The organism is Rickettsia endosymbiont of Ceutorhynchus obstrictus, from assembly GCF_964026565.1.
GTDB lineage: Bacteria > Pseudomonadota > Alphaproteobacteria > Rickettsiales > Rickettsiaceae > Rickettsia.
Genome location: NZ_OZ032162.1, coordinates 873,109 through 898,898 on the forward strand (window position 1 = coordinate 873,109; position 25,790 = coordinate 898,898).

A 25,790-nucleotide genomic window follows, 5' to 3' on the forward strand; every position below is an offset into this window, starting at 1 on the left:
AGTAACGTTTGTCAAGCCACGGTATGACAGTATTCCTTATATACAAACAGTATACAATGAAAATAGTTACTTGGAATATCAATTCCATCAGGTTCAGAATTAACCTATTAAAAAAACTGATTGATGAGCATCAGCCCGATATTATATCGTTGCAAGAAACAAAAGTTGAGGATGCGTTATTTCCTATTCAATTTATTAGAGATATGGGATATGAATATATAATTTATTCTGGACAAAAATCTTATAATGGAGTAGCTATTTTATCGAAATTGCCTTTTACCGACTCTTTATCGTTAGAATTATATAATAATGATAAAAGACATATTGCGGTTAAAGTCAAGGACATAGAGCTACATAATTTCTATGTTCCCGCCGGCGGCGATATAGCTGACATAGATATAAATTTAAAATTTAAGCATAAGTTGGAATATATAAAATTAATGCAAAGGTGGCTAACTAGTAATCGGAGTCAAAGCGATAAAATTATCATTACCGGAGATTTAAATATAGCGCCTCATGAACATGATGTTTGGTCAAGCGTTCAATTACGTAACGTTATTAGTCACACCGACATTGAACGCTCATTATTAATAGAGCTACAAAATTCTCTGGATTTTATTGATAGTGCTAGACATTTTACGCCGTTTAGTGAAAAATTTTATACATGGTGGAGTTATAGAAATATTGACTGGAAAAAATCTAATAGGGGACGGAGGCTAGACCATATTTGGATTAGTAGAAATCTAGAAGATAATTTATCTTCTATCGATTTATTAGCTAATGCTCGTGATTGGTTGCAGCCTTCCGATCATGTACCGTATTGTGTGACAATTAAATAAAACTATAAGGATAGTGAATGATTAAAGTTGGTATTTATAAGCCGAGTAAGGAGCAGTATCTAGAAGCTTACAAAAAAATGCTATTGCTACGGCGTTTTGAAGAAAAATGCGGTCAATTATACGGTATGGGAGAGATAGGCGGCTTTTGTCATTTATATATCGGGCAGGAAGCCGTAATTACCGCCATAGATATGATTAAGCAAAAAGGTGACAGCACTATTACCAGCTACCGTGATCATGCTCATATTATTTTAGCAGGTACTGAGCCGAAATACGTACTTGCCGAGCTGATGGGACGAGCGACCGGTTGCTCGAAAGGTAAGGGCGGCTCAATGCATTTATTTGACATACCGAATAAATTTTACGGCGGTCACGGAATCGTCGGCGCACAAGTGCCGATCGGTACAGGGCTAGCCTTTGCCGAAAAATATCTTGATACTGATAATATTTGTTTTACATTCTTGGGAGACGGAGCCGTTAATCAAGGGCAGGTATATGAAGCTTTTAATATGGCAGCCTTGTGGGGGTTGCCGGTAGTCTATGTTATTGAAAATAATGAATATTCTATGGGAACTTCCGTTGAGCGTTCTACCTTTATGCGAGAGCTGTACAAAAAAGGCGAATCATTCGGCATAAAAGGCTTTCAGCTTGACGGGATGAATTTTGCAGATATATATAACGGTGCTAAACAGGCTGCCGAATTTGTACGAAAAAATAGTTGTTCGTTAATATTAGAGGTAAAAACTTATCGTTATCGCGGGCATTCAATGTCCGATCCGGCAAAATATCGAAGTAAAGAGGAAGTGGATCAATATAAAGGACGCGATCCTTTATTATCGATAAAAAAAATAATATTAAGCAATGCTTATGCTAATGAAGAGGTTTTAAAGCAAATAGAGCAAGAAGTTAAGGAGATCATCAAGGAGACAGTAGAGTTTGCCGAAAACTCACCGTTGCCGGATGAAAAAGAGCTTTATACTAATATATACTGCTCGTGAATTGTTATGCACACTATCCTTTATGTCATTCCTAGCTAAAGGCGGCGTTGTTGCATGGCTCGAAAATTAATAAAAAACTCGTCATTGCGAAGCCACGAAGTGGCTGCGGCAATCCAGGCTATCCCGAATGTAATGAGGGATTTAATTAGAATACTAAACAAGTTTAGTATAAAAATATGTTTAACTGGATTGCCACGTCGGCATAAATGCCTCCTCGCAATGACGATTCTGGTAGCCATGCAACAACGCCGCTAAAGGCGGAATCTAGAAAAATACTTTTAAGTCATGCTGAATTTATTTCAGCATCTGTTGTAAAAGATCCTGAAACAAGTTCAGGATGACTATATATTTTCTGGATTGCCACGTCGGCATAAAGCCTCCTCGCAATGACGATTCTGGTAGCCACACAATAACGTTGGCATAGTAACAACTGATAAATAAATAGGAATAAAAATAAAATGCAAATAACGGTACGTGAAGCACTGCGCGATGCAATGAAGGAAGAGATGCTCCGTGATGAGAAAGTTTTTATTATGGGTGAGGAAGTAGCGGAATATCAAGGAGCATATAAGATAACTCAAGGATTACTTGAGCAATTTGGGGCCAAAAGGGTTATCGATACGCCGATAACGGAATACGGCTTTACAGGTATTGCGGTAGGTGCCGCATTTGCCGGTCTTCGTCCGATAGTGGAATTCATGACTTTTAATTTTGCTATGCAAGCGATGGATCATATAGTTAACTCGGCTGCTAAAACGCATTATATGTCCGGCGGGCAAGTAAAATGTCCTATAGTATTTAGAGGACCGAACGGTGCAGCAAGTAGAGTAGCGGCGCAACATAGTCAAAATTATGCCGCTTGTTATGCGCATATCCCGGGTTTAAAAGTCGTGGCTCCTTATAGTGCCGAAGATCATAAAGGTCTTTTAATAACGGCAATTAGAGATGATAGTCCCGTTATCTTTTTAGAAAATGAAATTTTATACGGTCATCATTTCGAGATGCCAGAAATAGTCGAGCCAATCCCGTTCGGTAAAGCAAGAATTTTATTAGAAGGAAATGACGTAACTATAGTTACATTTTCGTTGCAGGTGAAGCTGGCTATGGATGCAGCAAATGCTTTGCAAACCGACGGTATTAATTGCGAGGTTATTGATTTGCGTACTATTAAACCATTAGATACTATTGCGATAATAGAATCGGTTAAAAAAACTAATCGTTTAGTCGTGGTAGAAGAAGGTTGGTTTTTCGGCGGAATCGGTGCAAGCATAGCCGCTATTGTTATGCAAGAAGCATTTGATTATTTAGACGCACCGGTAGAAATTGTTAGCGGTAAAGACGTGCCGCTTCCTTACGCCGTTAATTTGGAAAAACTAGCACTGCCCACTAGTGACGATATAGTAAATGCCGTTAAAAAAGCGTGTTATAGAGGGTGATGATGTTTTGATTGTCCTTATGAAGGCATTGGGCATTGTTGCATGGCTCGAATTTTTGCAAAGCAAACCGGTGTCATGCCGTGGCTTCGCCATGACGATTCTGGTAGCCATGCAACAACGCCCTGCACGCTATCCAAATACAAATCCAACTTATTTAATCCAGTAAGATTTATCTACTAAACAGGCTTGACATTTTAGCTTTATCCTAGTAAATTTAACATTTACTAGGATAAAGATGATAGAACGTTCTTTAACAAATAATGTTGCATCTCTTTTAAATGAATTTCCTGCAGTGGCTATTTTAGGACCAAGACAAGTAGGAAAAACTACAATGGCAAGAGAAATAGCGCAGCATATATTGCCACCGCCTTTATACTTAGATTTAGAAAGACCTTCTGACCTTGTTAAATTATCTGATCCGGAGCTTTATTTTCAGACACATTCTAACCAATTGATTATTATTGACGAAATCCAAAGAATGCCTAAGCTTTTTCAGCTTTTGCGTAGTATCATTGATGAAAGACGCCAAAAAGGACAAAAAGTTAAGCAATTCTTGCTTCTTGGTTCTGCCTCTAAAGAACTGCTAAAACACTCTTCTGAATCATTAGCAGGACGTATAATTTATACGCAGTTAAGTGGTTTTACTGTTCAAGAAATTAGGAAAGCCGGTTATGATAATGACAACTTACTATGGCTTAGAGGTAGCTTTCCTGATAGTTTTCTTAGCCCTTCAGATAGTGTCAGTATGAACTGGCGACAATCTTTTATTATGACTTATTTAGAACGCGAAATACCTCAACTTGGCTATAATATATCTGCTGAAATTTTACGTAGAGCATTGACTATATTTGCGCATAGTCAAGGCGATTTGCTAAATGCAACTAAAATATCTGCAGGACTTGGGATATCAGTAACAACTATAATAAGGTATATAGATTTATTTGAAGATTTATTTCTTGTAAGATTACTTCGTCCGTGGTCAAGTAATGTAAAAAAACGATTAGTCAAAGCTCCAAAATTATATATTAGAGATAGCGGCGTAACACATGCGCTATTAAACATCAAATCATATGAGGAGCTACTAGGACATTATGTACTTGGAGGAAGCTTTGAAGGGTTTGTAATAGAAAATATATTATCCATTGTTAATAATAAAATGAGTAGTTGGTTTTATAGAACTGCTGCCGGTGCCGAGGTAGATTTAATACTTGAATCAGCAGCAAATAACCTGATAGCTATTGAGATTAAAAGATATCTTACTCCTTCTATGTCCAAGGGTTTTTATAATGCTTTACTAGACATAAAGCCTAATAAAGCTTATATTATATATCCCGGTAATGATAGATATTACTTAACTCCTCAAGTTGAAGTAGTATCTTTGCATTACCTTCTTAGCCTGCTAACGGAATATTAATACGCCGGTTTAGGATAACGGTAATATTTATAGATAATTATCTTCCCCCTACTTTCCGGCTCTTTTTCGGTCATTCGGATCAAGGAAAGCTTTCCGTAGGCGGATGGATTTTGGCGTTACTTCTACCCTTTCATCATTTTCGATATAACTGATTGCTTGCTCTAAAGTTAAAATTACCGGCGGCGTTAATCTCATTGCTTCGTCTTTGCCGGAAGCTCGGACGTTGCTTAATTGTTTTGCTTTCAGAGGATTTACTTCTAAATCGTTATCGCGATTATGTTCGCCGATAATCATCCCTCTATATACCGATTCCCCGGGATTTATAAACATTTTTCCGCGCTCTTCAAGATTCCATAAAGCATATGCTACCGACTGACCGTCGCCGTTAGAAATCAATACGCCGTTACGTCTTCCTTCTATAGGACCTTTGTAGGGTGCGTAACCGTGGAAAATACGGTTCATAATCCCGGTGCCGCGTGTTTCGGTTAAAAACTGACTATGATAGCCGATTAGGCCCCTAGAGGGACCAAGGAAGGTAACTCTACTTTTACCGCCGCCGGAAGGGCGCATATCAATCATTTCCGCCTTTCTAGATGCTAAGGATTTAACCACTACACCGACAAAATCATCATCAACGTCCACCTGGATTTCTTCCATAGGTTCTTGTTTTTTACCGTCCTTATCGGTTTGAAATAATACTTCCGGTCTACTAATTGATAGCTCGAATCCTTCCCTGCGCATAGTTTCAATTAATATGCCAAGCTGTAACTCTCCGCGTCCGGCAACTTGAAATGCGTTTTTCTCAGCAGTTTCGGTAACACGAAGTGCTACGTTACTTTCAAGTTCCCGCGTTAACCTATCACCTATTAACCTTGACGTAACTTTTGAGCCTTCCCGGCCCGCTAGCGGGGAGTCGTTAATGCTGAAAGTCATCGATAAAGTCGGTGGATCGATCGGGATTGACGGTAGAGCCGCTAATATTTCGGGAGCGCAAACGGTATCGGCAACGGTAGCATTTTCAATACCGGCAATGGCTATGATATCGCCGGCTTCTGCGGAATCTATCGAAACTCTCTCTAGTCCGCGAAATGCGAGTATTTTACTTATACGACCGTTTTCTAAGGTGTTATTTTCACGATTTAATACCTTAACGTTTTGATTTACTTTGACGATGCCGCTATATACTCTGCCCGTTAACACCCTACCGAAATAAGGATTATATTCTCTGGTAGTAATAAGCATAGAAAACGGCGCTTCCGTGTCTGCAATCGGCTGCGGTACATGTTTAACGATAAGGTCAAAAAGAGCCGAAAGGTTATCTGGCTGCTCTTCTAAATTAAGAGATGCCCAACCGGCACGACCCGATGCATAGACGATCGGAAAATCAAGTTGCTCGTCATTGGCTTCAAGAGCCATAAATAATTCTAATATTTCATCGACGACTTCCTTAACTCTTCGGTCAGGGCGGTCAACCTTATTAATAACCACAATCGGTTTTAGACCCAGCTTTAAAGCTTTGGATAATACAAATTTTGTTTGCGGCATAGGTCCTTCCGACGAATCGACAAGCAACACAACGCCGTCTACCATGCTAAGTATACGCTCTACTTCGCCGCCAAAATCGGCATGCCCGGGCGTATCGACAATATTGATGCAAATATCTTGCCACATAACCGAGGTGCATTTGGCAAGGATGGTAATACCGCGTTCACGTTCTAAATCATTGGAATCCATTGCTCGCTCGGCTACTGCTTGATTCGCTCTAAACGTACCGCTTTGTTTAAGCATATTATCAACAAGCGTAGTTTTTCCGTGATCAACGTGAGCAATAATGGCAATATTACGAATAGCGGGCATCTTTAAAATTCTCATAAATTAGTTATAATTACACGCATGATAACATAAAATGCTGCCAATTGGAATAAAGTTCTTGAAAAACTAATTAATTCAATTAAAAAATAAGACTATAGCAAGTTTTACAATTCAACTTTAAGGGAGATTTATGGGAAAAGGAAAAACAGAATTAAGAGCAACCAGTGAATTAATGGTTGTTGAACAAGATATAGTTAGAGATGATGATGTGGTATTTTGTTTTGATGTTGATGGTACATTAGTTAATGGGAATTCCCACAACGATGTAGGAAATAAGTTATTTCGGAAATACGGTAATGTTGCAGAGAAAGGGCGAGAAAATGAAATTAGAGGATATATGCAGAAATTTCTTGCTAATCCTATAGTGGGCTGGAAAAATAAAAAAGAGACAGAAGAGCTAATGAGCAAAATATTTGAAGCAGGTTATAAAATTGCTTTAGTAACTCATAATATTTTTCATGTAGCAATTGAATATTTAGTAGAGCAACTAGAGCTATCCGCCGGAGATAAAAGTAAAATATTTGTGGTTTTAGGTGATTCCGGTGGCAGTAGACAAAAGCAAATAGAAGAAGTAAAGAAACATTTTAAAATAGATAAATTTCAAAATATGGTTTTAATTGATGATAATGATGATAATATTATGGTTGCACAAGAAGCGAAAATGAAAGTAGTTATAGTTAACCAATATGGAAAAGAATATTTAGAATATGCCTATAAATTATTAAGAAGCTTCCTTAACCCTGATGATGTTTCGACTGAAAAAGTAAGTAGTGATAATTCAAGTGATGAGGCTATGGATATTAGTGCTGATTTTAAAAATTGGAATTTATCAGATAATTTATCAGATGGGGAATATACACCTTGGCTGGAAGACGCTATGCCATTAGGAGATATCCACCATTAATTTTTTTCGTAGTAGACAAATTATTATATATTACTTATTCTTATTTGATAAATTACGGGAGTTGTTACAAGTCATGATGTCATACCGTGGCTTGTCCACGGTATCCAGAAAAAACTTAGTAAAAAGACTGGATACCGTGGACAAGCCACGGTATGACATAGAACATGCTTTAGCCTATCCACGCAACAACGCTTAAATTACGGGATTATATTGTGCAATACTATAAACGAATATTATTTATTTGCCTCTTAATAATAAGTTTGCCTGTTTTTGCTAAGCAGGAAAACATTCAAAATAAAGAAGATAATTTTAAAGTTAGAGTGGCGGTCGTTGATATACAATCTATTTTAGAAGGCTCTATTGCTATACAAAATTTACGAAAAATTGTTGAGCAGTTTAATCAAAAAATTCAACAAGATATTGCAACAAAAGAAGCGGAATTTAAACCTTTGGAAGAGAAGTTAATAAAAGAACGTCAATTGCTAAGTGAAGCTGATTTTGAAAAACGAGTAAATGAATTTAACGCAAAAGTTAGTGAAGCTAAAAAAGAAATTCAGGTTAGAAAAACAAGACTTGAACAGGCACACGCGGAAGCTATGGGTATGATTCACGAAATGACTATTACTATCATTAGTGAGCTTGCGGAAAAACATAATCTGAACTTAGTAATTCCGAGTACTCAAATTTTATATGCCAAGAATAATCTTAATATAACTGCCGAAGTAACTTTTATTTTAAATGAGCGTTTAAAGGATGTTACGGTTAATTATTAAATATACGTTCGTTTTTCAAAAATTGGTCTTTCATTTTATCGCATGTAATTGTCACCCCGTGCCTTGACCACGGGGTCCAGTCTTTTTACTAAGTTTTTTTCTGGATGCCGTGGTCGTAGCCACGGCATGACACTGAGCTTAACCACGGTATGACACCATTAAAACCATAAGAGTACATAATATGAAAGAATTTACACCGATTACGGTTGCATATGGGGACGGTATAGGTCCTGAAATAATGGAGGCAGTGCTTTATATCTTACAAAAGGCAGAGGCTCGTATTCGTTTAGAGACGATAGAGGTCGGTGAAAAATTATATAAAAAACATTATACTTCCGGGATAAGTGAAGAAAGTTGGGAAGCTCTACAGCGCACTCATATATTACTTAAAGCGCCAATTACTACCCCGCAAGGCGGAGGATATAAAAGCTTAAACGTTACGATTAGGAAAGCTTTGTCTCTTTATGCTAATATTCGTCCTTCCGTTTCCTATCATCCATTTACTACAACCCTTCATCCTGACTTGAATTTAACAATCATCCGAGAGAACGAAGAAGATTTATATGCCGGTATTGAATACCGCCAAACACATAATATGTATGAGTCGCTGAAACTAATTAGCCGCATTGGGTGCGAGAAAATTATTAGATTTGCTTTTGAATATGCCGTAAAAAATAATCGTAAAAAAGTGACGGCGCTCAGCAAAGACAATATTATGAAATTTTCCGACGGAATTTTTCACAAAGTTTTTGATGAAATAGCAGAGCAATATCCACAAATTAATCATGAACATTATATTATCGATATAGGCACGGCACGACTTGCAACTAAGCCGGAATTATTTGACGTAATAGTAACTTCAAATCTTTACGGCGATATTATTTCCGACGTTGCGGCTGAAATTTCCGGCTCGGTCGGGCTAGCCGGTTCAGCAAATATCGGCGAAGATTATGCAATGTTTGAGGCGGTACACGGCAGTGCGCCCGATATCGCCGGTAAAAATATCGCTAATCCATCTGGTCTTTTAAATGCGGCAATAATGATGCTAATACATATAGGGCAGGGTGATGTTGCTAATTTAATAGAAAATGCTTGGAAAAAAACTATCGAGGACGGTGTGCATACGGCAGATATTTATAACGAGCAAACTTCCGGTAAGAAAGTAGGGACTAAGGAATTTGCCGATGAAGTAGTGAAGAGGCTAGGAGAATATCCAAGCGTGCTTACTAAAGCTGAATATCCGTTATCGGCAATAAGCACGAAAAATAATATAACTTATTCAATAAATATTGATGAAACTAAAAAGCTGGTCGGTGCCGATATATTTGTTAATATTAATGTCTCATCTGCTCATGATATAGCGGAAAAAATCGAAAAGCTTGATTTGGATAATTTAGAGCTAAAAACTATATCCTCTAAAGGTTTGAAATTATGGCCTAGAGATGTGAGGTTTGAGACTATTTCCGATCATTGGTGTTGTCGTTTTACGGCAAAAGACGGCGCAATCTTAGAGCATTTAGCTATAGCGAAGTTACTTGAAACATTAAGTAACGCGAATATCGACTTTATCAAAGTTGAAAATTTATTTGAGTTTGACGGCAAGCCTGGGTTTTCGCTTGCACAAGGAGAATAGGGTTCCGTTCGTCATTGCTATATGGATTGTTATAGCACTTTCTATGTCATTTCCGCGCAGGCGGAGCATTTGTTACATGGCTACCGGAATCGTCATTGCGAGCCGCTGTAGGCGTTGTTGCATGGCTACCGGAATCGTCATTGCGAGCCGCTGTAGGCATTGTTGCATGGCTACCGGAATCGTCATTGCGAGGAGGCATTTATGCCGACGTGGCAATCCAGTTAAACATATTTTTATACTAAACTTGTTTAGTATTCTAATTAAATCCCTCATTACATTCGGGATAGCCTGGATTGCCGCAGCCACTTCGTGGCTTCGCAATGACGAGTTTTTTATTAATTTTCGAGCCGTGCAACAACGCCGCCGCTGTAAGCGGTGTGGCAATCCAGGTTATCCCGAATGTAATGAGAGATTTAAATTAGAATGCTAACTAAACAAGTTTAGCATATCTGGATTGCCGCGCTCCTTCCAGTCGCGGTCTTGTTGCATGGCTCATAATTTACTGTATTATGGTTATTACAAGTATGGTGTCATCTAGTTGCTTGACCCACTACTGTACGAACGTTGAAAAAAGGCTGTGTCATGCCGTGACTTGATCACGGCATCCAGGAAAATAAAACCATATTAGACTTATTTTAGAATCTTTTTATGATATTATAAGCTGGATTCCGTGGTCGTAGCCACGGAATGACAGAATTTTTACCTCTTTATTTAAACGTTCGTACAGTAGTGGGCTTGACCACGGCATCCAGTTAGGCTTTTTTATTTTTTCTGGACCTAATTAGCAAGCCGCGGGGTGACAGTTTTAGGCACTTTTTACCATCCACGCAACAATGCCTGCGCGGGAATGACATAGAACAAGCTTAACCTATCTGGGCAACAATGTCATAAATTACATAACGCAAACATTAGGAGAATATTAATGGTATTACATTACATCGGTACATTATTAATAATGGGGGGAGGATTCGCCATATTTTCCGGTATCGTCGGACTTTTTCGGTTGCCGGATTTTTATACAAAACTTCATGCCGCAAGTGTTATAGAATGCGCAGGCGTACCTCTTTGTTTAATCGGTCTTGCTTGTCTGCAATCTAGTATCGGCAGTTGTTTTAAATTAATTTTAGCAGCTTTTTTAGTTTTTCTATTAAACCCGGTTTCAACTCATGCCTTAGGTAAGGCATCGTTATTGATGAAAGTTAGAGCTTATTATAATATAAACGCTCCTTCGATGTCATTCCCGCGAAGGCGTACGGGTGTTAACTTAAGAAATAAAAGTCTATATGTCCGTCATTGCGAGTAGGGACGAGCGTTGTTGCATGGCTCGATCTTACCCCGTCATTGCGAGGAGGGACGTAGTCCCGACGTGGTAATCCAGGAAAAAATAGCAAAAAATGCTATGAAACTTATTATTTTCTAGATTGCCGCGCTCCGCACAAATGCGGCGTTGTTACATGGCTAGAATTTTTGCAAAGCAATCCGGTGTCATCTAGTTGCTTGACCGCATAAGTGTTGAAAGTGAGAAGTAGTCAATTAAATTAGATGAAAAATATAGTATAAAAAGTTATAAAATAGTGTTTTTTTGTAGTGAAAATCATATTTTATACTATATCTTTCGGAGTTAAAATTATAACCCCTTCTCACTTTCAACACTTATGGGCTTGACCGGCGTTGTTGCATGGATCAAAAAAAGTGCCGTATGTCATTCCTAGCTAAAGGCGGGAATCCAGACTCTTCTTTGTCATGCTGAACTTGTTTCAGCATCAATTAAAGAGATCCTGAAATAAATTCAGGATGACTGTAATTTTTCTGGATTTCCGCCTGCGCGGGAATGACATTGAAAATTCGAGCCATGCAACAATGCTCGCAATGACGATTCCGGTAGCCATACAACAACGCCAAAATACTCAAAATATAGCAATTATTTCTGTAATTTTAAGTAAGTATCGGCAAGAGTGACATAATTTTTTACGTTATCTTTCATATATTCTAAATCTTGATCGGTTAAATGCCTAACGAATTTTGCCGGCGATCCCATCCATAATTCTTTTGATTTAATTATTTTATTTGGAGGAATAAGACTCCCTGCGGCAATAAAAGCATATTCTTCAATTATAGAATAATCCATTATAGTAGATCGCATACCGATAAATGCATTATTATGAATTGTGCAGGCATGTATAAGAGCAAGATGACCGACTGTTACGTTATTTCCTATCTCTACGGGACCGTTAAACCGAGAGGTATGAATTACCGTACCGTCCTGTATGTTAGTGTTACTGCCGATTTTGATCGAATTAACATCACCCCTAAGAACGGTATTAAACCAAATACTGGATTTACTACCGACTTTTACCGCTCCTATTAAAGTGCAGCTAGGTGCTATATAAGCTTCTTTATCAATTTCTGGAGTAACCCCTTGATAAGGAATAATATTAAAAGACATTTAATTAATTATTATAGTCTATCCAAGAAATATTACCGTCTTTGCGATAATAAACTATATTAATACGATCATTCTTGCTATTTTTAAATAATACAGCCGGTAGATCTTCTAAATCCATTTTCATTACTGCTTCTTTTACCGATAATGTTAATATTTCTAAAGATTTTTCAGCAATAATAATAGGATTATTATCGCTATCGTTATAATTTAGTTCTTCATCTTCATTTTCCGAATGTTTCTTGCTACTAATAATATATTTTGTTCCTTCAGAGGCTATTTCAGAAATTTTTACCTTGTCAGTATGATGATTTTTAAATTTTGACTTATATTTTCTAAGTTGTTTTTCAAGCTTTACAAGCGACATATCAAATGCAGAATATATATCGTCACAGCTAAAACCGCTTTTTACTATATTATGTTTTCCGGTGCCGTATTTTACTACGATATTGCAAGTAAAATGGGAATTATCTTTTGAAAAATGTATATTTGTATTTATTATATCGGCAAAATATTTTTTTACTATTTGGGTAGTACGTTCTTTTGAATGTTCCTGTAAGGCGCTACCGATAGAAATATGTTGCCCCGAAACTGATATACTCATAAATACCTCTATGATTTAGTAATAAAAAAGTTGATAAATATAATTTAATATCTATTTCCTAATTATACAATAATTATTATTATATAGGGAGCTAGAGCTTAAATACCCTCTATATAATTAATAGATAATTAAATTAAACTCAAGTCCTTATTATTAAATAAAATTTTGACTTTTAAGTTTATCATAAAAATACCGAAATAAGCTATATTAATAAGTAAATTTTTTTGTATTTTTATTTGTATTTTTAGTAGATTTTGATTTTAAAGATGTGTCCCTTTTATCTCCAAATCTCAATTTACTCTTATGTAATTTAATTAACTCTTTAGTAACTTTAACTACTAAAGAAGGGGTAATTTCTGCTTCAGAACAAGTTGAAAGAAACTCTTCACTTCCTCCAAAAATCCATTCTTTTGCCTCATATTCTATTTTTTTTGCCTCTCGTTTCGGTGAAGTATTAGTTGCATCAATCATTGCTTGTGTAATAATCGCTCTGCGAAGCGCAATTTCCGGTGAAACATTATATATTTTTATGCGCTCAAATGGGGTAGCCAATCTAATTACATTTGGTTTAGTCACTTCATGCCTCTTATATTAGTAAATTATTAAATTTTATTAGGGGTGAATCAGGTGAATTTGGTGATAGGCAGCGAGGGTAGAGCCTAGAGGTAATAAGCGAGACGACGAGCAACGAAGTACCAAGTTCAAATTAATTTGAAAAATTTTTTTAAATAACAAATATAAAATCTCCTTTTTAATGAATTTTAAAAAGTATAATAATTTTTTAAGGTGCAACTAATAGCTAGACTGTAAAATAATTGATCCATTCTAGGACTTAGATATTAAAGTGTGACTATCTTTGTTGGTTAGACCTTCTGCGTAACGGGCAGAGGGTCAAGGGTTCGAGTCCCGTCACGTCCTATTAAGCTTTCGTGGTTTTAGATGATTCTCCAAAAAAATTCATATCTTGCATTAGTTTAATTGAGCTAGACTTTAAAATAATTAATCTATTTGAGATTTTAGATATTAGGCTGTAGCTACAGCGTCATCTCGATCGCTTGATACAAGCGAATTTTTCGGCATTCGCCTGTACTTACGTACTTTAAGTACGGTAGCTTATCTTCCTTAAATTCATCTTGTCTGAAGCTTTCTGAATTTAGCTGTACCTTTGGCGTTGTTGCATGGCTACCGGAATCGTCATTGTGAGGAGGCATTTATGCCGACGCGGCAATCAAGTATAAACTTGTTTAGTATTCTAATTAAATCCCGAATGTAATTCGTGATAGCCCGGATTGCCGCAGCCACTTCGTGGCTTCGCAATGACGGTGTTTTTTTATAAGGATTTCGAGCCATACAACAACGCCTTTGACTTTAGGGGATGACTAAGTAATTTTTGTAAGAGATCAAAACTTTATTTGATATAATAAAATTTACTCTTGCAGGGGGAAGTTAATTGATATATATTACGCCTGTTACCCATTCATATTAGAAGGGGGTGTAGCTCAGTTGGTTAGAGCGTCTGCCTGTCACGCAGAAGGTCGCGGGTTCGAGTCCCGTCACTCCCGCCATAAAAAATAAAACTTTCTTTTAGAACTATAGTATCCATAACCTTCCAGCCTCTCATTGTAATTAATACCCGTAGCCTACTCAATATTGCCTTATCTGTTAATTGTCATCAAATACCGCATCAGTTTCCAATCAAACAGAACATATTTGGAACATCGAAATAGTATTTTTATTTATAATATTTTTCATTATTTAAATTAAGACTTGCAGACTCTTTTTAACAGCGGTATCTGTGCAATCCACAATTAAGTATTAAGTGCAGATTTTAAATAATAACAACAATATTAGGAGTTTACAAAATGAAGAAAAATTTATTTAATTTTACCCACAACGAGCTTATGAAAATAAAACCTCCTAAAAAAGGTCGAGACAAATATAAAGATGGTAAAGAGCAAGGATTAGTATTAATAGCGTCTTACGGCGGTAGTAAGGTTTTTTATTACGGTAAAAAAATAGACGGAGACTATAAATTACTATGGATAGGACATTTCCCTGAGATATCGCTTATAGACGCTCGAAAGAAAGCAATTGAATTTAAAACTCTAATTGCTAATGGTATTGATCCTACAGAAAAACCTAGTATTGTAGCTGAAGAAGTAGCTACTGAGTTAACTTTTAAAGAGCTTGTTGATAGATATATAAACGAATATGCACAATATAAAATAAAAAGTTATAAAGATGTTATTGCCGATATAAAAAGACAAGCAAGCCATCTTTTTGATAGGAAAATATCTACTATACAGAGAGAGGATATGCAAGAAATCTTTAATAACCTTACCAAGGAGGGTAAATTCAGAACGGCAAATTTAGCTATTCAAAGATTTAAAAGAATATTTAACAAAGCTATTGAATGGGAATTATTAGAGAAAAATCCGGCAATCGGTATAGCTCAACATAAGGAAGTAGAACGTGACAGATATATAACTTCCGAAGAAAAACCGGCTTTCTTTGAAATAGTTGAGAAAGAAGCAAATCCACTTATGAAAGATTATCTTCTTATCTCTTTATATACCGGTGCAAGAAAAAGCAACGTATTATCAATGGAATGGCCGGAAATTAACCTAACGGATAAAACTTGGCATATACCGGCGCATAAAAGTAAAAACGGCATTCCTCACTTATTACCTCTTACTGAAAAAGCTATTAAGATTTTAAGTAAAAGGAAAAAAGAAAAGAAGAATAATAAGTGGGTATTTCCAAGCCCTCGAAAAAGTAAAAGCGGACATTTTGAAGAACCACAAAAATCGTGGCATAAGATTAGACAAAAAGCCGGTATTCCGGATGTAAGAATACATGATATTCGTAGAACTATGGGAAGCTGGATGGCGATTAACGGCGCAAGTCAGTATATAATCGGCAAAGCCCTTAACCATAAAAGCCCGCGGGCAACACGAATTTACGCAAGGCTTAGCATCGATCCGGTAAGAGCATTTATGGAAAAAGCTACTAACTCTATAACAGATTCAAAAGCTAAAAAATCTGCTAAGAAGATCAATTTATCTAATAATTAGTTACTACAACTTCCGTAGAGGTTTTGGTTTGACCGCTTATTAAATATTTAATTTCGACAGTGTTAATATTGTAATTTTTATAAAGATTTCTAATAAACGGCGTATCACTATTAGAAATCATAAATTTTATGGTTTTGCTATCTAGCTCCGTAGCAAAATCTTTTAGTCTCGTTTGTTCGGCTTCATTAAAAGGTAACCTGGTATAAAACCTCTCTCCTACTTTATGGTAAGGCGGGTCAAAATAAACAAAATCGTCTTTTTGCGGTTCGATAAAAGAAAAATCTATCGTATAAACTGGTACGTCGCTTAAAAAGCTACTACATTGTTTTAACCTTTCCTCTAAATTATCATTATTAATTTTTTTAGTAGAAAAGGAAGAAGCAAAATCCCCTCGTTTGTTAATTCGGTAAATTCCCTTAAACGCATATCTATTGAGATATAAAAACCTAGCAGTAATTGCCGTCGGGTTATTGTTACAATCGTTATTTCTGATTTTATAATAATATTCTTTTGAGTGATTTTCGGTATAAGAACTATATAATTTGGCTACTTCGCTAGGATTCTTTTTTACCGCATTATAAGAGGTTACCAATTCATGGTTAATATCGGATAAAAAACATTTTTTAAACTTATCTTTAACGGCAAAGAATAAAGCCCCTCCCCCAAGAAAAGGCTCATAGTAATTATTTAGATATGAAGGAATATATGAAAGTAATTTATCGGCAAGTTTTCTTTTGCCGCCGACCCAGTTTATAAACGGTTTAATGTTAGGCTTAGCAATAGTTTTAGGCATTTCAATCTATTTATTTATTATTAAACAATAATTATATCATAATTAAAGCTTAAATACCATGAGCAATAGAGGGTTTGAGGACGAAGGCAGGTAATTTTATTAAGAAGATAAGGGGCAATTAATATTAATTACTTTTAATTAATTAGAGGCACCGGTTTAACTACTGTCTCGACTTTGCCACTCTTGGGAAATTTTAAAGGCACTATTTTTATTAAAATAAAAATGCACTGTACTTTAACAAACGATAGAGCTAGATGTATGAGATAATATTACATGGTGTAATATTAATAGAAAAACACAGAAGTTAGAACAGCTATCAACTAAACCTAACTCCTGCGTGCCATTCATTACAAAACAGCGAGGTAAATATTATGCCGAATAATCATCAGGCACAACAGAAAAATAAAATTAATAATCCTACTAATAAAACAAATTCTTTTGATGTGATACAAAAGCATCACAATTATTTACACACGACCTTTTCTGCTTTAAAGTCTAGTTTTCCGGAAGTTAATACGCTTAATTATAATGTAAATAAGGATGATAGCGATCCTAACGGTATTATTGAAAAACTACACTTACTATTTCACCAAGTTTAAGAAGCCGAGAAAAAGCTCCAAAACAACAACCGGCAACAGCCCCAATTTTTTACCGATATTGTAAATAATATAAAAGTCCATTGTCTTGCCGTTTATAAAGACTTACATCTTCTCTTTATAGATGCAAAAGATTTAGATGAGAAAAAAGATTTAATAGAAAGCGCCTTTCTTGTCGGGAAAATTCTTGATTACTATAACGGCTTAGAAATTTTATATAAAGCTTCTCTTGGGTTAATTCCCGTAACCTGCCAAGAAATTAATTTAAAAGAATTAGTTGATACGCTAATTACTAATGCAAGACCCATAGCCTCTTATAAACAATTGCAACTTGATTTTAAATTAGCAATCGATATGCCTGATTTAATAATAAGCGATCAATATAGATTACAGTCCATATTAGAATATTTAATTAAAGATGCCGTTAAGTCTAGCAATAAAAATAGTATTTTTTTAACTATTAATTTCTTTAAAAGCGACCAAGGAAAAGATAATGAAGACTTTACCTTACAGATAATATTTCGTAGTACCGGCTTAATTCTTGCAAAAGAAGAGCAGGAAGCTTTAAAAGACCGATTTATTTCTTTTAGCCGTTTTTTTGAGAATAAATCTAAAACAGTCGGGTCTGGGCTAGCATTAGTTAAGCAGTTTATTTATGATCTGAACGGCGAAATTGAAGTTACCAGTAACGAGAAAGGTACAGGTTTTTTCTGCTATATACCGGTAAAGTTATATAATAAGTAACCTATGATTAGGATAATAGAGAATTTTACAATTACATGTTATAATTAATATAGAAAAGGAATAATTTATGAAAAAACAAAATAATTTAGAATTAGAATTTAGGAACTGCTTTTATTCAACTCGATTATTAGATAAAATTTTTCATTTGAATAAAACAAGCATGCAACAAATAGATATCAGCGAAATTAACAAAGCTATCTATTATGCCAGAAAATACCACGGCAATCAGATAAGGCAAACCGGTGAGCCATATTATGCTCATCCGTTAGAAGTAGCGTATATGGTAGCAAATTATACTGCTACCATGGCACCTGAGTTTTATCAAACCTATATGCTAGTAACATCAATATTACACGATACTATTGAAGATACTGAGCTTACAGAAAAACTAATAACCGAAGGGTTTGGCTGCAAAATAGCAAATCAGGTTGAATCTTTAAGCAGAAATAAAATACATGGTAAAATTAGCTCTGAAGAAATTTTAAATATATTAGCGGCAAGCCGGAAATATGATACGATAATAATTAAATTCTTCGATCGAATCGATAATCTGCAAACCCTCGGTATAAAATCCCCGGAAAAAGCACAAAAAATTATCGATGAAACAAGGCACTCATTTATACCTTTAGCTGCTCAGTTAAATATGCCGGTAATAGAGAGGCAACTTAATGAGCTGTGTAATAGGCATTTAGCAAAAAATCACTCTTTGCTTCAAAATTTTCCTATGGCTATTTTTGAGGATAATTTTCAACCTTGTTGGTAACTTTTCAACTCATAATTTTATTAAATATTAAAAGTTGAAAATTTATTAAATTTCAGTTGCAAAGTTAAATTTAATAGCTTAGGGTTTTTAATAACTAAAGGTTTTGAATTTTTAAAAGCATATATATCCAAACATTTTAAGTTCATATTTATATATTTAACAAGCATCATAACCTTAAGTAAAGAATAATTATTCATAGGATATTTGATAAAATCTATTTCAGCCTATCGGTTAATTATTTTTAGCTAGTGAAATATTATCAATTTAACAAATAAATAAGGAGAAATAATATGTTTCCAAAAAGCCCCACCCCAAGCACTGCAGGACAATGCAGTAATGAGACAATTTTAATCGGTGAAAATTACGGTGATGAATCAGGCTATTCTGTCAGTAGCATAGGAGACCTAAATGGCGACGGAATACCTGAGGTGCTTATTGGAGCACCTGGCTATCCTAAAAATTATCAAGGAGCAACATATGTAGTATCAGGAGCTAATATTAACCTCAATGCTGGCGGTAGCTTTTCTATAGCTCCTGCTCCTGGTATTGTTAGGTTTATAGGAGAAAACAACAAGGACTTTTTAGGTGGTTCTGTCAGTAGCATAGGTGACCTGAATGGGGACGGAATACCTGAGCTGCTTATTGGGGCAATAAACTATCCTAGCGGTAATGGACAAGGAGCAACATATGTAGTGTCAGGAGCTAGTATTAACCTCAATGCAGGCGGTAGCTTTTCTATTGCTCCTGCTCCTGGTATTGTTATGTTTGTAGGGGAAAACAACGGTGATCAATCAGGCTTTTCTGTCAATAACATAGGAGACCTAAATGGGGACGGAATACCAGAGCTGCTTATTGGAGCACCTTACTATCCTAGCGGAAACCTTCAAGGAGCAACCTATGTAGTATCAGGAGCTAGTATTAACCTCAATGCAGGCGGTAGTATTTCTTTAACTGGCTGGTCTACTGCAGGTAATGGTATTGTCAGATTTGTCGGTGAAAACTCAGGAGATTTTTCAGGCTATTCTGTCAGTAGCATAGGTGACCTGAATGGGGACGGAATACCTGAGCTGCTTATTGGTGCAGACGCCTATTCATATGCCCAAGGAGCAACATATGTAGTATCAGGAGCTAGTATTAACCTCAATACAGGCGGTAGCTTTTCTATTGCTCCTGCTCCCGGTATTGTTAGGTTTGCAGGGGAAAACCCAAGAGATTTTTCAGGCTATTCTGTCAGTAGCATAGGAGACCTAAATGGGGACGGAATACCTGAGCTGCTTATTGGGGTACCTTACTATTCTAACGGAAACGAACTAGGAGCAACATATGTAGTATCAGGAGCTAGTATTAACCTCAATGCTGGCGGTAGCTTTTCTTTAACTCCAGTCACCGGTATTGTTAGATTTGTAGGAGAAAACGACGGTGATCAATCAGGCACTTCTGTGAGTAGCATAGGAGGCCTAAACGAAGATGGAATACCTGATCTGCTTATTGGAGCAGAGGGCTATCTTAATGGAACTGACCAAGGAGCAACATATGTAGTATCAGGAGCTAGTATTAACCTCAATGCAGGCGGTAGCTTTTCTTTAACTCCAGTCACCGGTAGTATCGACAGATTAGTAGGTGAAAGCAACAATGATTACTTCGGTGCTTCTGTAAGTAGTACAGGATATCTAAACGGCGACGGAATACCTGAGCTGCTTATTGGAGCACCTTTCTATCCAAGTGGTACTTCAAAAGGAGCAACATATGTAGTATCAGGTGCTGCACTTGGTTCTTGCCTCAGCAATTTACCTGAAGAAGTGTTTTCTGTCAATGAGGTTCATCAGCCTAGGATAGTAGATGAGATAAATACGGATGGGATACAACTACATATTCGTGATACCGAAAATGCTGATACACAGCTTCATAGAGCCATTCGCAATACGGACGATGATAGTTTTAGCTTAAAAACGCAACCGATGTGGCATGATTTACCTATTATACATGCAGCACAAATTCCACTAATTCAAACCGGAGTTCATTTAATAAAACAAGGCTATAATAAAATTATAAATTGGTGGCAATCAGATAGTAAAGTTGAGCAAACTACCGAAGCACCAAAACTAATACCTGTAGAGCAAGTAGCAGAGGCTTTAACCGGGTATAATAATGTTTCTCAGAAATTGGAGCATATTATAGAGCAGCTAGAGCCGGTTACTCTCACAAATAAAGACCTGTTAAGCTGGCTTAAAAAATCACTTCTAGAGCATAAAGTGCTGGGACAGCAATTATTAGATAAACCTGTTATCATGCAAGAACTTTTAGCAAGTTATTTTGAAAATGTTAAGGTTTTAACTAAAGATTTAAACGAATTTGTCAAACAACAAGGAGGCGACAACCTAGTTTTATCTTATATTAAAGCAGGATTAGCAGGCACAAATCAAGCACTAGAAAACTTGTCGCAAGTGCAGTTAGATACTGTTAAAAATATAGAAATGCTAAATGATCTGCCAGCTCAAACTCAAGCAGATAATATGCAGCCTATATTATGTGCTGATGCAGGTAACTTACCTACAAACAATATTACAGACTATTTGGTTGATTCTTCTCTATTAATTGGGGAAGTTCCTTTACTGCTTGGATAAAGGTATTTATAAGTTAAAACCTAGATGTCTTCCTTACTTTTTTAAGGAAGACATCTAATCCTTAAAATTTCATAGAAATATTTAAAATCTTTTTTTAATAATGAAGTCGGTATTTCTAGCTAAATATGTACTCATTAAAGATTGAAAACTCGCTCTAAACCCATTCGCTATTTTCATTTGAGGAATAATTACTTATACAGACTCTCTAGCAGTTTTCTAAAACTACCTACTTAAGGAACTTCAGTATTGGTTAAATCTACTCTCATCGAGCCGCTTAACGTCATCTCTTCTTCTCTAATATCATCAACATTATTTTCTTTAAGTTTTGCAGTCATATCATAATCAATTGTTGTTTCTTGCTTTTTCCTTAAAACTGATAAAGCTACTTCCTTATTATAGCAAGCAAAGGTATGATCCCGCTTATATTTGATAGCTTGATCATAAGCAATGACCGCTTCTTTATATCTATCGGAAGAAACCAAGGCATCGCCCTTACAATTGTAAGCATCTGCAAATTCCATATCTAGTTTGAGTTTTATTGCTTGATCATAAGCGATTTTAGCTTCTTCATTTCGCCCTAAAGCAAATAAGGCTTCACTCTTACCATTGTAAGCATCACTAAAATCAGGTTTGAATTTTATCGCCGTATCATAAGCAATAACTGCTTCTTCATAATAGCCTGAGAGAAATAAAACTATTGCTTTATTACAGTGAGCAAGCGTGTGATCATATTTATACTTGATAGCCTTATCGTAAGCAATAATTGCTCCTTCGTAGTCACCTAAAGCTGATAAAGCATTGCCCTTACCGTTATAAGCTTCAGCAAAATCAGGTTTGAATTTTATAGCCATATCATAAGCAATAATCGCTTCATCATTTCGTTCTAAGTCAGATAAGACGTTACCTTTGCAGTTGTAAGCATCTGCATAGTTTGGGTTGTACGTGATAATCCAATCGTAAATTGTTATTGCTTGCTGTTTATAATTTAAGGCAGATAAGGCATGAGCTTTAACAAACCAATCTTCACTACTATGACAGCCTAGCTTTTCTGCTAAATGAAACCATTCTAGAGCGGCTTCTTTTTCGCCTATAACAGATAAAACTCTAACTCGTTGATAATAAGCTATAACATAATTAGGACTTAACTCTATAGCTTGATTTATACATTCTAGTGCTTGCATATAATCACCTGAAAAACGTAAAACATTACCTTTTTCTGCGTAAGCTTGCACATACCAATGGCATAGGCTTATTGCTTTAGTAAAGCACTCTAAAGCCTCTTGTACTTTATTTTGTTTGTAATAATAATCTTTACCTTTTAGATAATACGTTTCTGCTATATCTTCTACTACTTTAGAAAAGGCAGAATTGCTGCGGTTATCCTGGTTATGAGGATTATATACAAATTGTTTCATAACTTTTTCCATAATTAAATGTTGCTATGAATATACTGTTCTTAACCTTATGCTTTTAACTAGGAGATTAAACTAGAAAGTATTTAATCTTTAAGAATGTCGTATTATGAACTGGTAAAACACTAATCTTTAAAACAAATATTTTCAACTATAATTTAATTAATATTTAATTTTTCAACCAATCATTAATTTATATTAAGTTTTAGGTGATAAAAGCAAAGGAACTTTAATTGCAGAGAAAAGTTTTTGACAAGAAGGAAAATATTTTGGTAAGAGGTTAATAGTTAGGATCAAGGATAGTATTTTTGTTTGGCTATTTGACTCTTAGCCCAATCTAAAGACTCTATTGCTTGATTCTTTCTGAAATAACTCGTACATCAAAGGATATTCAGTTTTGAAAGAGGTAAGGTCGAAGCTGCTGCGGCTGTGGCTTTTCCAGGTAACAAGGCATTTATTGTTAAAGGTTAGTTTGCTATGTAATTGCATGTAATTCATGACGCTCACCTTTAAAATGTCTTCTTTTTCCAGCAATTGTTTTTTTAACTCTTCTAATTTATTCAGATCTTCCACTATGGTAACGATATCCTTCGTAGCTTCGATGGTACTATCTAATGCGTTGCTATACAGATCCCGCGCTTCATTCGTTGTTATCGGTTCGCGGACTTTTGGTGCAGGGGACTTAGTAGAAGCTTTTGCGGTGTTTAACTCTTGATCCAGAACCTTTAAAGCTTCCGGTAAATTTTCAAGTGTAGTAGTGATTATAACGCTCATCTTAACCTTCGGTAATTTTATTTAATATTTCTTTTCTATATATTTATGTTTAAATATTTCAAGCCGGTTTAATTTTCTTGAAAAAGCCTTTAATTGCATTAGCAATAATGTTTAATAATGGAGTGTTGTGAGCAGACTGAAGAGGTAAGCTATTCGTATTTCTTGCAAAACTTATTACATTATTCGGCAAATATCCATTAACTTCCTCTAAAAATACTGACCGCTCTAATGCTCGGCGTTTAACGAGTCCCCGCAACCTTACACCTTTAGAATCATGCACCCATCTAAGTAGCTGATTAGCAGCTTCGTAGTATTCCTCTCGGTTTAATTTTTGCCGCAACGTCGACGCTTGAAACTTCCCACTACCACAATTGAATATAAACGAGATTAAGGCGACTTTTTGCGGTATGCTTAAATAGACACTGCAATATCTATATAGCACCGCTTGTGCCTGTTTTACATCTTCCTCAAGTAATAGCTCGGCTTGCTCTTTGGTGATTTTATTACCTATTTGTGCTTGTTCATGCCGTTTTATCACATGCCCGTAGCCGATTGTTCTTAAACCTGCAGGACAGCGATAAGCGGTTAGGCTCAAGCCCTCAAACTGCTTGATTAGTTCTTTTGCTAGTTTTCTAGTACCCATTAGCATTGCCCTTATTGCTTATTTTTGTTAAAGGCTCGATTGCCGAACCAGAAGCCTATAACCGTACCGAATATGCCGCGATCTTCATCATTCCATATTTCGGCTATAGCCACGTCATCACCTCCTCCGAAAAGGATAATTTTCAAGTAAACATACAGACCAAAAAAGGCGTAAGTAATAAAGGGACGCACTAAAGCAGCAAACGCATCAACCCATTTCACTTTACTAGGGGCGGCATGCAAATATAAATATTTACTTTCTTCCGTATCCGCTTGAATCTTCACCGCTTCGAGCTTAGTGTTTTCGTTGGCTTTCGCTGCTTCTATTTGCAAATTGATTAGTTTTAATTCGTGTTCCTTGTCTTTCTTATCCTTGAAGAAATTAAAAACTTCCGGCACAAAACTACTAAAGAAACCTACTAAACTGCCGATAATTGCTAACATATTGATTTACTCGTTATTTTTCATTATTTTTATCTTGCATCTACACTACCGCAACTGTTCCCGCCGATCGTCAAGCTTCGATTTGCAATATTAAGTACAACATTCCCTACTACATTATCAATTGTTGCACTATAATTTACATTTGTTCTGCTCATCGGACTGCAATTTAGACCAGCGCCCCCTGTGAGGTTACCGTTTATGTAACTTGGTATAAATATAGTCCAGTTTTGATTACTAACTTGGTTCTGTAAATTGTTGTTAGTATTACGTAAAGAAGTAATTTGACTATTTAAATTATTCACTTGAGCTTGTAGATTAGTTATTTGCGTAGTCTTGGCAGTTACGTCATTTTTAGCGTTGTTATAATTATTCTGTGCCACTTCTATTTCCTTTTTCAGCCGCTCTATTTCCTGTAATAATCCTTCAACGTTATCTTCGGTAAAACTATCATCAGACCAACTATAATCTTCTACCGACTGAGTAACCACGCTTAGAGCTTGAGTTATATCTTGGTTAGCTTGCGGTACCGGGTTAGTATTTTCCTCAAGATTAATATATAACGTATAAGTCAGGCTTTGAGGTATGAAGGGGATTTTTTTGATGATATTCTTTAAGATATCTTTGCCTTCTCTACTATTAAGCTCCCAAGGTAAGACGATATATTCACCTGCCAAATTTGAGTCGTTATCAATTATAGTAAAAGGCAGTTCAGTGCCGCTTAAAAATGTTAGGGAGTTTTTTGGCACGGTAATTAACTCTTTATGAGTTAGGCTTTTTATCTCAATCTCGGCTCGCTCTACTTGATGCGGAATTAAAGCCTTCTTTAGATTCAGTTTAGCAATATCGGCTATTTGATTTGACGCTGCCGAATAAACAGCCTTCATGATATCTTTTAACTTAATAATTTTCTTTCTTGATTTGAATGTTTTAATAATCTTATGCATCTCAAAACCTCTATAATATCAGCATTTAGAGCTGTTATTATAACATGGAAAAAATGTATTTGCA

31 protein-coding genes, 1 tRNA gene and 1 pseudogene are annotated in these 25,790 nt (G+C 35.9%); 19 read left to right on the forward strand and 14 right to left on the reverse strand.

Annotated elements, in window-relative coordinates; translation table 11 throughout:
• Positions 1-56: 56 nt before the first annotated feature.
• From xth to AAGD64_RS04970, 3 genes are read left to right on the forward strand one after another with little or no spacing between them, the layout of a single operon-like run.
• Positions 57-839: an exodeoxyribonuclease III gene (xth, locus tag AAGD64_RS04960; protein WP_341794095.1), complete on the forward strand. Its 783-nt coding sequence runs from the start codon at positions 57-59 to the stop codon at positions 837-839.
• 17 nt (positions 840-856) lie between these two features.
• The gene (pdhA, locus tag AAGD64_RS04965) at positions 857-1,837 is read left to right on the forward strand and encodes a pyruvate dehydrogenase (acetyl-transferring) E1 component subunit alpha (RefSeq protein ID WP_341794096.1); all 981 of its coding nucleotides are present in this window, start codon (positions 857-859) and stop codon (positions 1,835-1,837) included.
• A gap of 54 nt (positions 1,838-1,891) precedes the next feature.
• Positions 1,892-2,092, forward strand: coding sequence for a hypothetical protein (locus AAGD64_RS04970; RefSeq protein ID WP_341793224.1), 201 nt, complete (start codon positions 1,892-1,894; stop codon positions 2,090-2,092).
• Between the two features lie 28 nt (positions 2,093-2,120).
• Here the strand turns inward: AAGD64_RS04970 and AAGD64_RS04975 are convergent, their stop codons facing one another.
• Entirely contained in the window at positions 2,121-2,243 is a 123-nt protein-coding gene (locus AAGD64_RS04975; protein ID WP_341794097.1) for a hypothetical protein, read from the reverse strand.
• A gap of 52 nt (positions 2,244-2,295) precedes the next feature.
• Here AAGD64_RS04975 and AAGD64_RS04980 point away from each other — a divergent pair, with 52 nt between their 5' ends.
• The 3 genes from AAGD64_RS04980 (at position 2,296) to AAGD64_RS04990 (ending at position 4,687) form a co-directional block, all read left to right on the forward strand.
• A complete protein-coding gene (locus AAGD64_RS04980) occupies positions 2,296-3,273 on the forward strand; it encodes a pyruvate dehydrogenase complex E1 component subunit beta (RefSeq protein ID WP_253307688.1) in 978 nt (325 codons plus the stop codon).
• Complete coding sequence (locus AAGD64_RS04985; RefSeq protein WP_341794098.1) at positions 3,242-3,439, forward strand: hypothetical protein; 198 nt, start codon at positions 3,242-3,244, stop codon at positions 3,437-3,439. Before AAGD64_RS04980 ends, AAGD64_RS04985 begins: the two co-directional genes overlap by 32 nt.
• Before the next feature lie 69 nt (positions 3,440-3,508).
• Positions 3,509-4,687, forward strand: coding sequence for an ATP-binding protein (locus AAGD64_RS04990; protein WP_341794099.1), 1,179 nt, complete (start codon positions 3,509-3,511; stop codon positions 4,685-4,687).
• A 48-nt stretch (positions 4,688-4,735) separates the two neighbouring features.
• Here AAGD64_RS04990 and typA read toward each other — a convergent pair whose 3' ends face one another.
• Positions 4,736-6,544: a translational GTPase TypA gene (gene typA / locus AAGD64_RS04995; protein ID WP_253310033.1), complete on the reverse strand. Its 1,809-nt coding sequence runs from the start codon at positions 6,542-6,544 to the stop codon at positions 4,736-4,738.
• Positions 6,545-6,689: 145 nt separating this feature from the next.
• Between typA and AAGD64_RS05000 the strand changes: the two genes are divergently transcribed.
• The 4 genes from AAGD64_RS05000 (at position 6,690) to AAGD64_RS05015 (ending at position 9,869) form a co-directional block, all read left to right on the forward strand.
• A complete protein-coding gene (locus AAGD64_RS05000; protein ID WP_341794100.1) occupies positions 6,690-7,463 on the forward strand; it encodes a hypothetical protein in 774 nt (257 codons plus the stop codon).
• Positions 7,464-7,524: 61 nt separating this feature from the next.
• Positions 7,525-7,659, forward strand: a complete 135-nt coding sequence (locus AAGD64_RS05005) for a palindromic element RPE4 domain-containing protein (protein ID WP_341794101.1) — start codon at positions 7,525-7,527, stop codon at positions 7,657-7,659.
• 43 nt (positions 7,660-7,702) lie between these two features.
• A complete protein-coding gene (locus AAGD64_RS05010) occupies positions 7,703-8,236 on the forward strand; it encodes an OmpH family outer membrane protein (RefSeq protein WP_410525894.1) in 534 nt (177 codons plus the stop codon).
• 181 nt (positions 8,237-8,417) lie between these two features.
• Positions 8,418-9,869, forward strand: coding sequence for an NADP-dependent isocitrate dehydrogenase (locus AAGD64_RS05015; protein ID WP_341794103.1), 1,452 nt, complete (start codon positions 8,418-8,420; stop codon positions 9,867-9,869).
• A 72-nt stretch (positions 9,870-9,941) separates the two neighbouring features.
• On the opposite strand, the gene AAGD64_RS05020 is transcribed toward AAGD64_RS05015, so the two are convergent.
• Entirely contained in the window at positions 9,942-10,175 is a 234-nt protein-coding gene (locus AAGD64_RS05020; RefSeq protein WP_341794104.1) for a hypothetical protein, read from the reverse strand.
• Here AAGD64_RS05020 and AAGD64_RS05025 point away from each other — a divergent pair.
• From AAGD64_RS05025 to AAGD64_RS05035, 3 genes are all read left to right on the forward strand, one after another.
• Positions 10,163-10,291, forward strand: coding sequence for a hypothetical protein (locus AAGD64_RS05025; RefSeq protein ID WP_341794105.1), 129 nt, complete (start codon positions 10,163-10,165; stop codon positions 10,289-10,291). The genes AAGD64_RS05020 and AAGD64_RS05025 overlap by 13 nt on opposite strands.
• Before the next feature lie 500 nt (positions 10,292-10,791).
• Positions 10,792-11,172: a Na+/H+ antiporter subunit G gene (locus tag AAGD64_RS05030; RefSeq protein ID WP_341794106.1), complete on the forward strand. Its 381-nt coding sequence runs from the start codon at positions 10,792-10,794 to the stop codon at positions 11,170-11,172.
• 491 nt (positions 11,173-11,663) lie between these two features.
• A complete protein-coding gene (locus AAGD64_RS05035; protein ID WP_341794107.1) occupies positions 11,664-11,828 on the forward strand; it encodes a hypothetical protein in 165 nt (54 codons plus the stop codon).
• Here the strand turns inward: AAGD64_RS05035 and AAGD64_RS05040 are convergent.
• From AAGD64_RS05040 to AAGD64_RS05060, 5 genes and pseudogenes are all read right to left on the reverse strand, one after another.
• A complete protein-coding gene (locus tag AAGD64_RS05040; protein ID WP_253307681.1) occupies positions 11,791-12,315 on the reverse strand; it encodes a gamma carbonic anhydrase family protein in 525 nt (174 codons plus the stop codon). The genes AAGD64_RS05035 and AAGD64_RS05040 overlap by 38 nt on opposite strands.
• Positions 12,316-12,319: 4 nt before the next feature.
• Entirely contained in the window at positions 12,320-12,916 is a 597-nt protein-coding gene (gene hpf / locus AAGD64_RS05045) for a ribosome hibernation-promoting factor, HPF/YfiA family (protein WP_253307680.1), read from the reverse strand.
• Between the two features lie 207 nt (positions 12,917-13,123).
• The gene (locus AAGD64_RS05050) at positions 13,124-13,492 is read right to left on the reverse strand and encodes a hypothetical protein (protein ID WP_341794108.1); all 369 of its coding nucleotides are present in this window, start codon (positions 13,490-13,492) and stop codon (positions 13,124-13,126) included.
• Between the two features lie 456 nt (positions 13,493-13,948).
• Positions 13,949-14,079: pseudogene (locus AAGD64_RS05055) on the reverse strand (palindromic element RPE3 domain-containing protein); the annotation flags it as partial.
• Positions 14,080-14,110: 31 nt separating this feature from the next.
• Positions 14,111-14,266, reverse strand: a complete 156-nt coding sequence (locus tag AAGD64_RS05060; RefSeq protein WP_341794110.1) for a hypothetical protein — start codon at positions 14,264-14,266, stop codon at positions 14,111-14,113.
• Between the two features lie 138 nt (positions 14,267-14,404).
• On the opposite strand from AAGD64_RS05060, the gene AAGD64_RS05065 reads away from it, so the two are divergent.
• Together AAGD64_RS05065 and AAGD64_RS05070 are read left to right on the forward strand one after the other, a co-directional pair.
• Positions 14,405-14,481: transfer RNA gene (locus AAGD64_RS05065), tRNA-Asp, on the forward strand.
• Positions 14,482-14,778: 297 nt separating this feature from the next.
• On the forward strand, positions 14,779-15,990 hold the full coding sequence (locus AAGD64_RS05070) for a tyrosine-type recombinase/integrase (RefSeq protein ID WP_341794111.1): 1,212 nt from the start codon (positions 14,779-14,781) through the stop codon (positions 15,988-15,990).
• Here the strand turns inward: AAGD64_RS05070 and AAGD64_RS05075 are convergent.
• On the reverse strand, positions 15,980-16,783 hold the full coding sequence (locus tag AAGD64_RS05075) for a Dam family site-specific DNA-(adenine-N6)-methyltransferase (protein WP_341794113.1): 804 nt from the start codon (positions 16,781-16,783) through the stop codon (positions 15,980-15,982). The genes AAGD64_RS05070 and AAGD64_RS05075 overlap by 11 nt on opposite strands.
• A gap of 371 nt (positions 16,784-17,154) precedes the next feature.
• Here AAGD64_RS05075 and AAGD64_RS05080 point away from each other — a divergent pair, with 371 nt between their 5' ends.
• The 4 genes from AAGD64_RS05080 to AAGD64_RS05095 all read left to right on the forward strand — a co-directional run bounded on the left by AAGD64_RS05080 (position 17,155) and on the right by AAGD64_RS05095 (position 21,510).
• Entirely contained in the window at positions 17,155-17,382 is a 228-nt protein-coding gene (locus AAGD64_RS05080) for a hypothetical protein (RefSeq protein WP_341794114.1), read from the forward strand.
• Between the two features lie 321 nt (positions 17,383-17,703).
• Positions 17,704-18,123 carry a sensor histidine kinase gene (locus AAGD64_RS05085; protein WP_341794115.1) on the forward strand — a complete coding sequence of 140 codons (420 nt, stop codon included), beginning with the start codon at positions 17,704-17,706 and terminating at the stop codon, positions 18,121-18,123.
• A gap of 67 nt (positions 18,124-18,190) precedes the next feature.
• Positions 18,191-18,886 (forward strand): HD domain-containing protein, encoded by a 696-nt coding sequence (locus AAGD64_RS05090; RefSeq protein ID WP_341794116.1) that lies wholly within the window; start codon positions 18,191-18,193, stop codon positions 18,884-18,886.
• Between the two features lie 290 nt (positions 18,887-19,176).
• On the forward strand, positions 19,177-21,510 hold the full coding sequence (locus tag AAGD64_RS05095) for a hypothetical protein (protein WP_341794117.1): 2,334 nt from the start codon (positions 19,177-19,179) through the stop codon (positions 21,508-21,510).
• A gap of 230 nt (positions 21,511-21,740) precedes the next feature.
• Here the strand turns inward: AAGD64_RS05095 and AAGD64_RS05100 are convergent, their stop codons facing one another.
• From AAGD64_RS05100 to AAGD64_RS05120, 5 genes are all read right to left on the reverse strand, one after another.
• On the reverse strand, positions 21,741-22,925 hold the full coding sequence (locus tag AAGD64_RS05100) for a tetratricopeptide repeat protein (protein WP_341794118.1): 1,185 nt from the start codon (positions 22,923-22,925) through the stop codon (positions 21,741-21,743).
• Positions 22,926-23,249: 324 nt separating this feature from the next.
• Positions 23,250-23,696 carry a hypothetical protein gene (locus AAGD64_RS05105; protein WP_341794119.1) on the reverse strand — a complete coding sequence of 149 codons (447 nt, stop codon included), beginning with the start codon at positions 23,694-23,696 and terminating at the stop codon, positions 23,250-23,252.
• A gap of 58 nt (positions 23,697-23,754) precedes the next feature.
• Complete coding sequence (locus AAGD64_RS05110) at positions 23,755-24,339, reverse strand: lysozyme (RefSeq protein WP_341794120.1); 585 nt, start codon at positions 24,337-24,339, stop codon at positions 23,755-23,757.
• An 11-nt stretch (positions 24,340-24,350) separates the two neighbouring features.
• Positions 24,351-24,782: a hypothetical protein gene (locus tag AAGD64_RS05115; RefSeq protein ID WP_253308254.1), complete on the reverse strand. Its 432-nt coding sequence runs from the start codon at positions 24,780-24,782 to the stop codon at positions 24,351-24,353.
• A gap of 29 nt (positions 24,783-24,811) precedes the next feature.
• Positions 24,812-25,726, reverse strand: coding sequence for a hypothetical protein (locus AAGD64_RS05120; RefSeq protein WP_341794121.1), 915 nt, complete (start codon positions 25,724-25,726; stop codon positions 24,812-24,814).
• Between the last annotated feature and the right edge of the window lie 64 nt (positions 25,727-25,790).

Coding starts and splice junctions, on each gene's coding strand:
- AAGD64_RS05095 (WP_341794117.1), top strand. CDS start 19,177: ATGTTTCCAAAAAGCCCCACCCCAAGCACTGCAGGACAATGCAGTAAT.
- AAGD64_RS05105 (WP_341794119.1), bottom strand. CDS start 23,696: ATGAGCGTTATAATCACTACTACACTTGAAAATTTACCGGAAGCTTTA.
- AAGD64_RS05100 (WP_341794118.1), bottom strand. CDS start 22,925: ATGAAACAATTTGTATATAATCCTCATAACCAGGATAACCGCAGCAAT.
- AAGD64_RS05090 (WP_341794116.1), top strand. CDS start 18,191: ATGAAAAAACAAAATAATTTAGAATTAGAATTTAGGAACTGCTTTTAT.
- AAGD64_RS05060 (WP_341794110.1), bottom strand. CDS start 14,266: ATGGCTCGAAATCCTTATAAAAAAACACCGTCATTGCGAAGCCACGAA.
- AAGD64_RS04990 (WP_341794099.1), top strand. CDS start 3,509: ATGATAGAACGTTCTTTAACAAATAATGTTGCATCTCTTTTAAATGAA.
- AAGD64_RS04980 (WP_253307688.1), top strand. CDS start 2,296: ATGCAAATAACGGTACGTGAAGCACTGCGCGATGCAATGAAGGAAGAG.
- AAGD64_RS04985 (WP_341794098.1), top strand. CDS start 3,242: ATGCCGTTAAAAAAGCGTGTTATAGAGGGTGATGATGTTTTGATTGTC.
- AAGD64_RS05070 (WP_341794111.1), top strand. CDS start 14,779: ATGAAGAAAAATTTATTTAATTTTACCCACAACGAGCTTATGAAAATA.
- AAGD64_RS05120 (WP_341794121.1), bottom strand. CDS start 25,726: ATGCATAAGATTATTAAAACATTCAAATCAAGAAAGAAAATTATTAAG.
- AAGD64_RS05115 (WP_253308254.1), bottom strand. CDS start 24,782: ATGTTAGCAATTATCGGCAGTTTAGTAGGTTTCTTTAGTAGTTTTGTG.
- AAGD64_RS04970 (WP_341793224.1), top strand. CDS start 1,892: ATGGCTCGAAAATTAATAAAAAACTCGTCATTGCGAAGCCACGAAGTG.
- AAGD64_RS05075 (WP_341794113.1), bottom strand. CDS start 16,783: ATGCCTAAAACTATTGCTAAGCCTAACATTAAACCGTTTATAAACTGG.
- AAGD64_RS05110 (WP_341794120.1), bottom strand. CDS start 24,339: ATGGGTACTAGAAAACTAGCAAAAGAACTAATCAAGCAGTTTGAGGGC.
- AAGD64_RS05080 (WP_341794114.1), top strand. CDS start 17,155: ATGCCGAATAATCATCAGGCACAACAGAAAAATAAAATTAATAATCCT.
- pdhA (WP_341794096.1), top strand. CDS start 857: ATGATTAAAGTTGGTATTTATAAGCCGAGTAAGGAGCAGTATCTAGAA.
- xth (WP_341794095.1), top strand. CDS start 57: ATGAAAATAGTTACTTGGAATATCAATTCCATCAGGTTCAGAATTAAC.
- hpf (WP_253307680.1), bottom strand. CDS start 12,916: ATGAGTATATCAGTTTCGGGGCAACATATTTCTATCGGTAGCGCCTTA.
- typA (WP_253310033.1), bottom strand. CDS start 6,544: ATGCCCGCTATTCGTAATATTGCCATTATTGCTCACGTTGATCACGGA.
- AAGD64_RS05030 (WP_341794106.1), top strand. CDS start 10,792: ATGGTATTACATTACATCGGTACATTATTAATAATGGGGGGAGGATTC.
- AAGD64_RS05040 (WP_253307681.1), bottom strand. CDS start 12,315: ATGTCTTTTAATATTATTCCTTATCAAGGGGTTACTCCAGAAATTGAT.
- AAGD64_RS05035 (WP_341794107.1), top strand. CDS start 11,664: ATGACTGTAATTTTTCTGGATTTCCGCCTGCGCGGGAATGACATTGAA.
- AAGD64_RS05015 (WP_341794103.1), top strand. CDS start 8,418: ATGAAAGAATTTACACCGATTACGGTTGCATATGGGGACGGTATAGGT.
- AAGD64_RS05000 (WP_341794100.1), top strand. CDS start 6,690: ATGGGAAAAGGAAAAACAGAATTAAGAGCAACCAGTGAATTAATGGTT.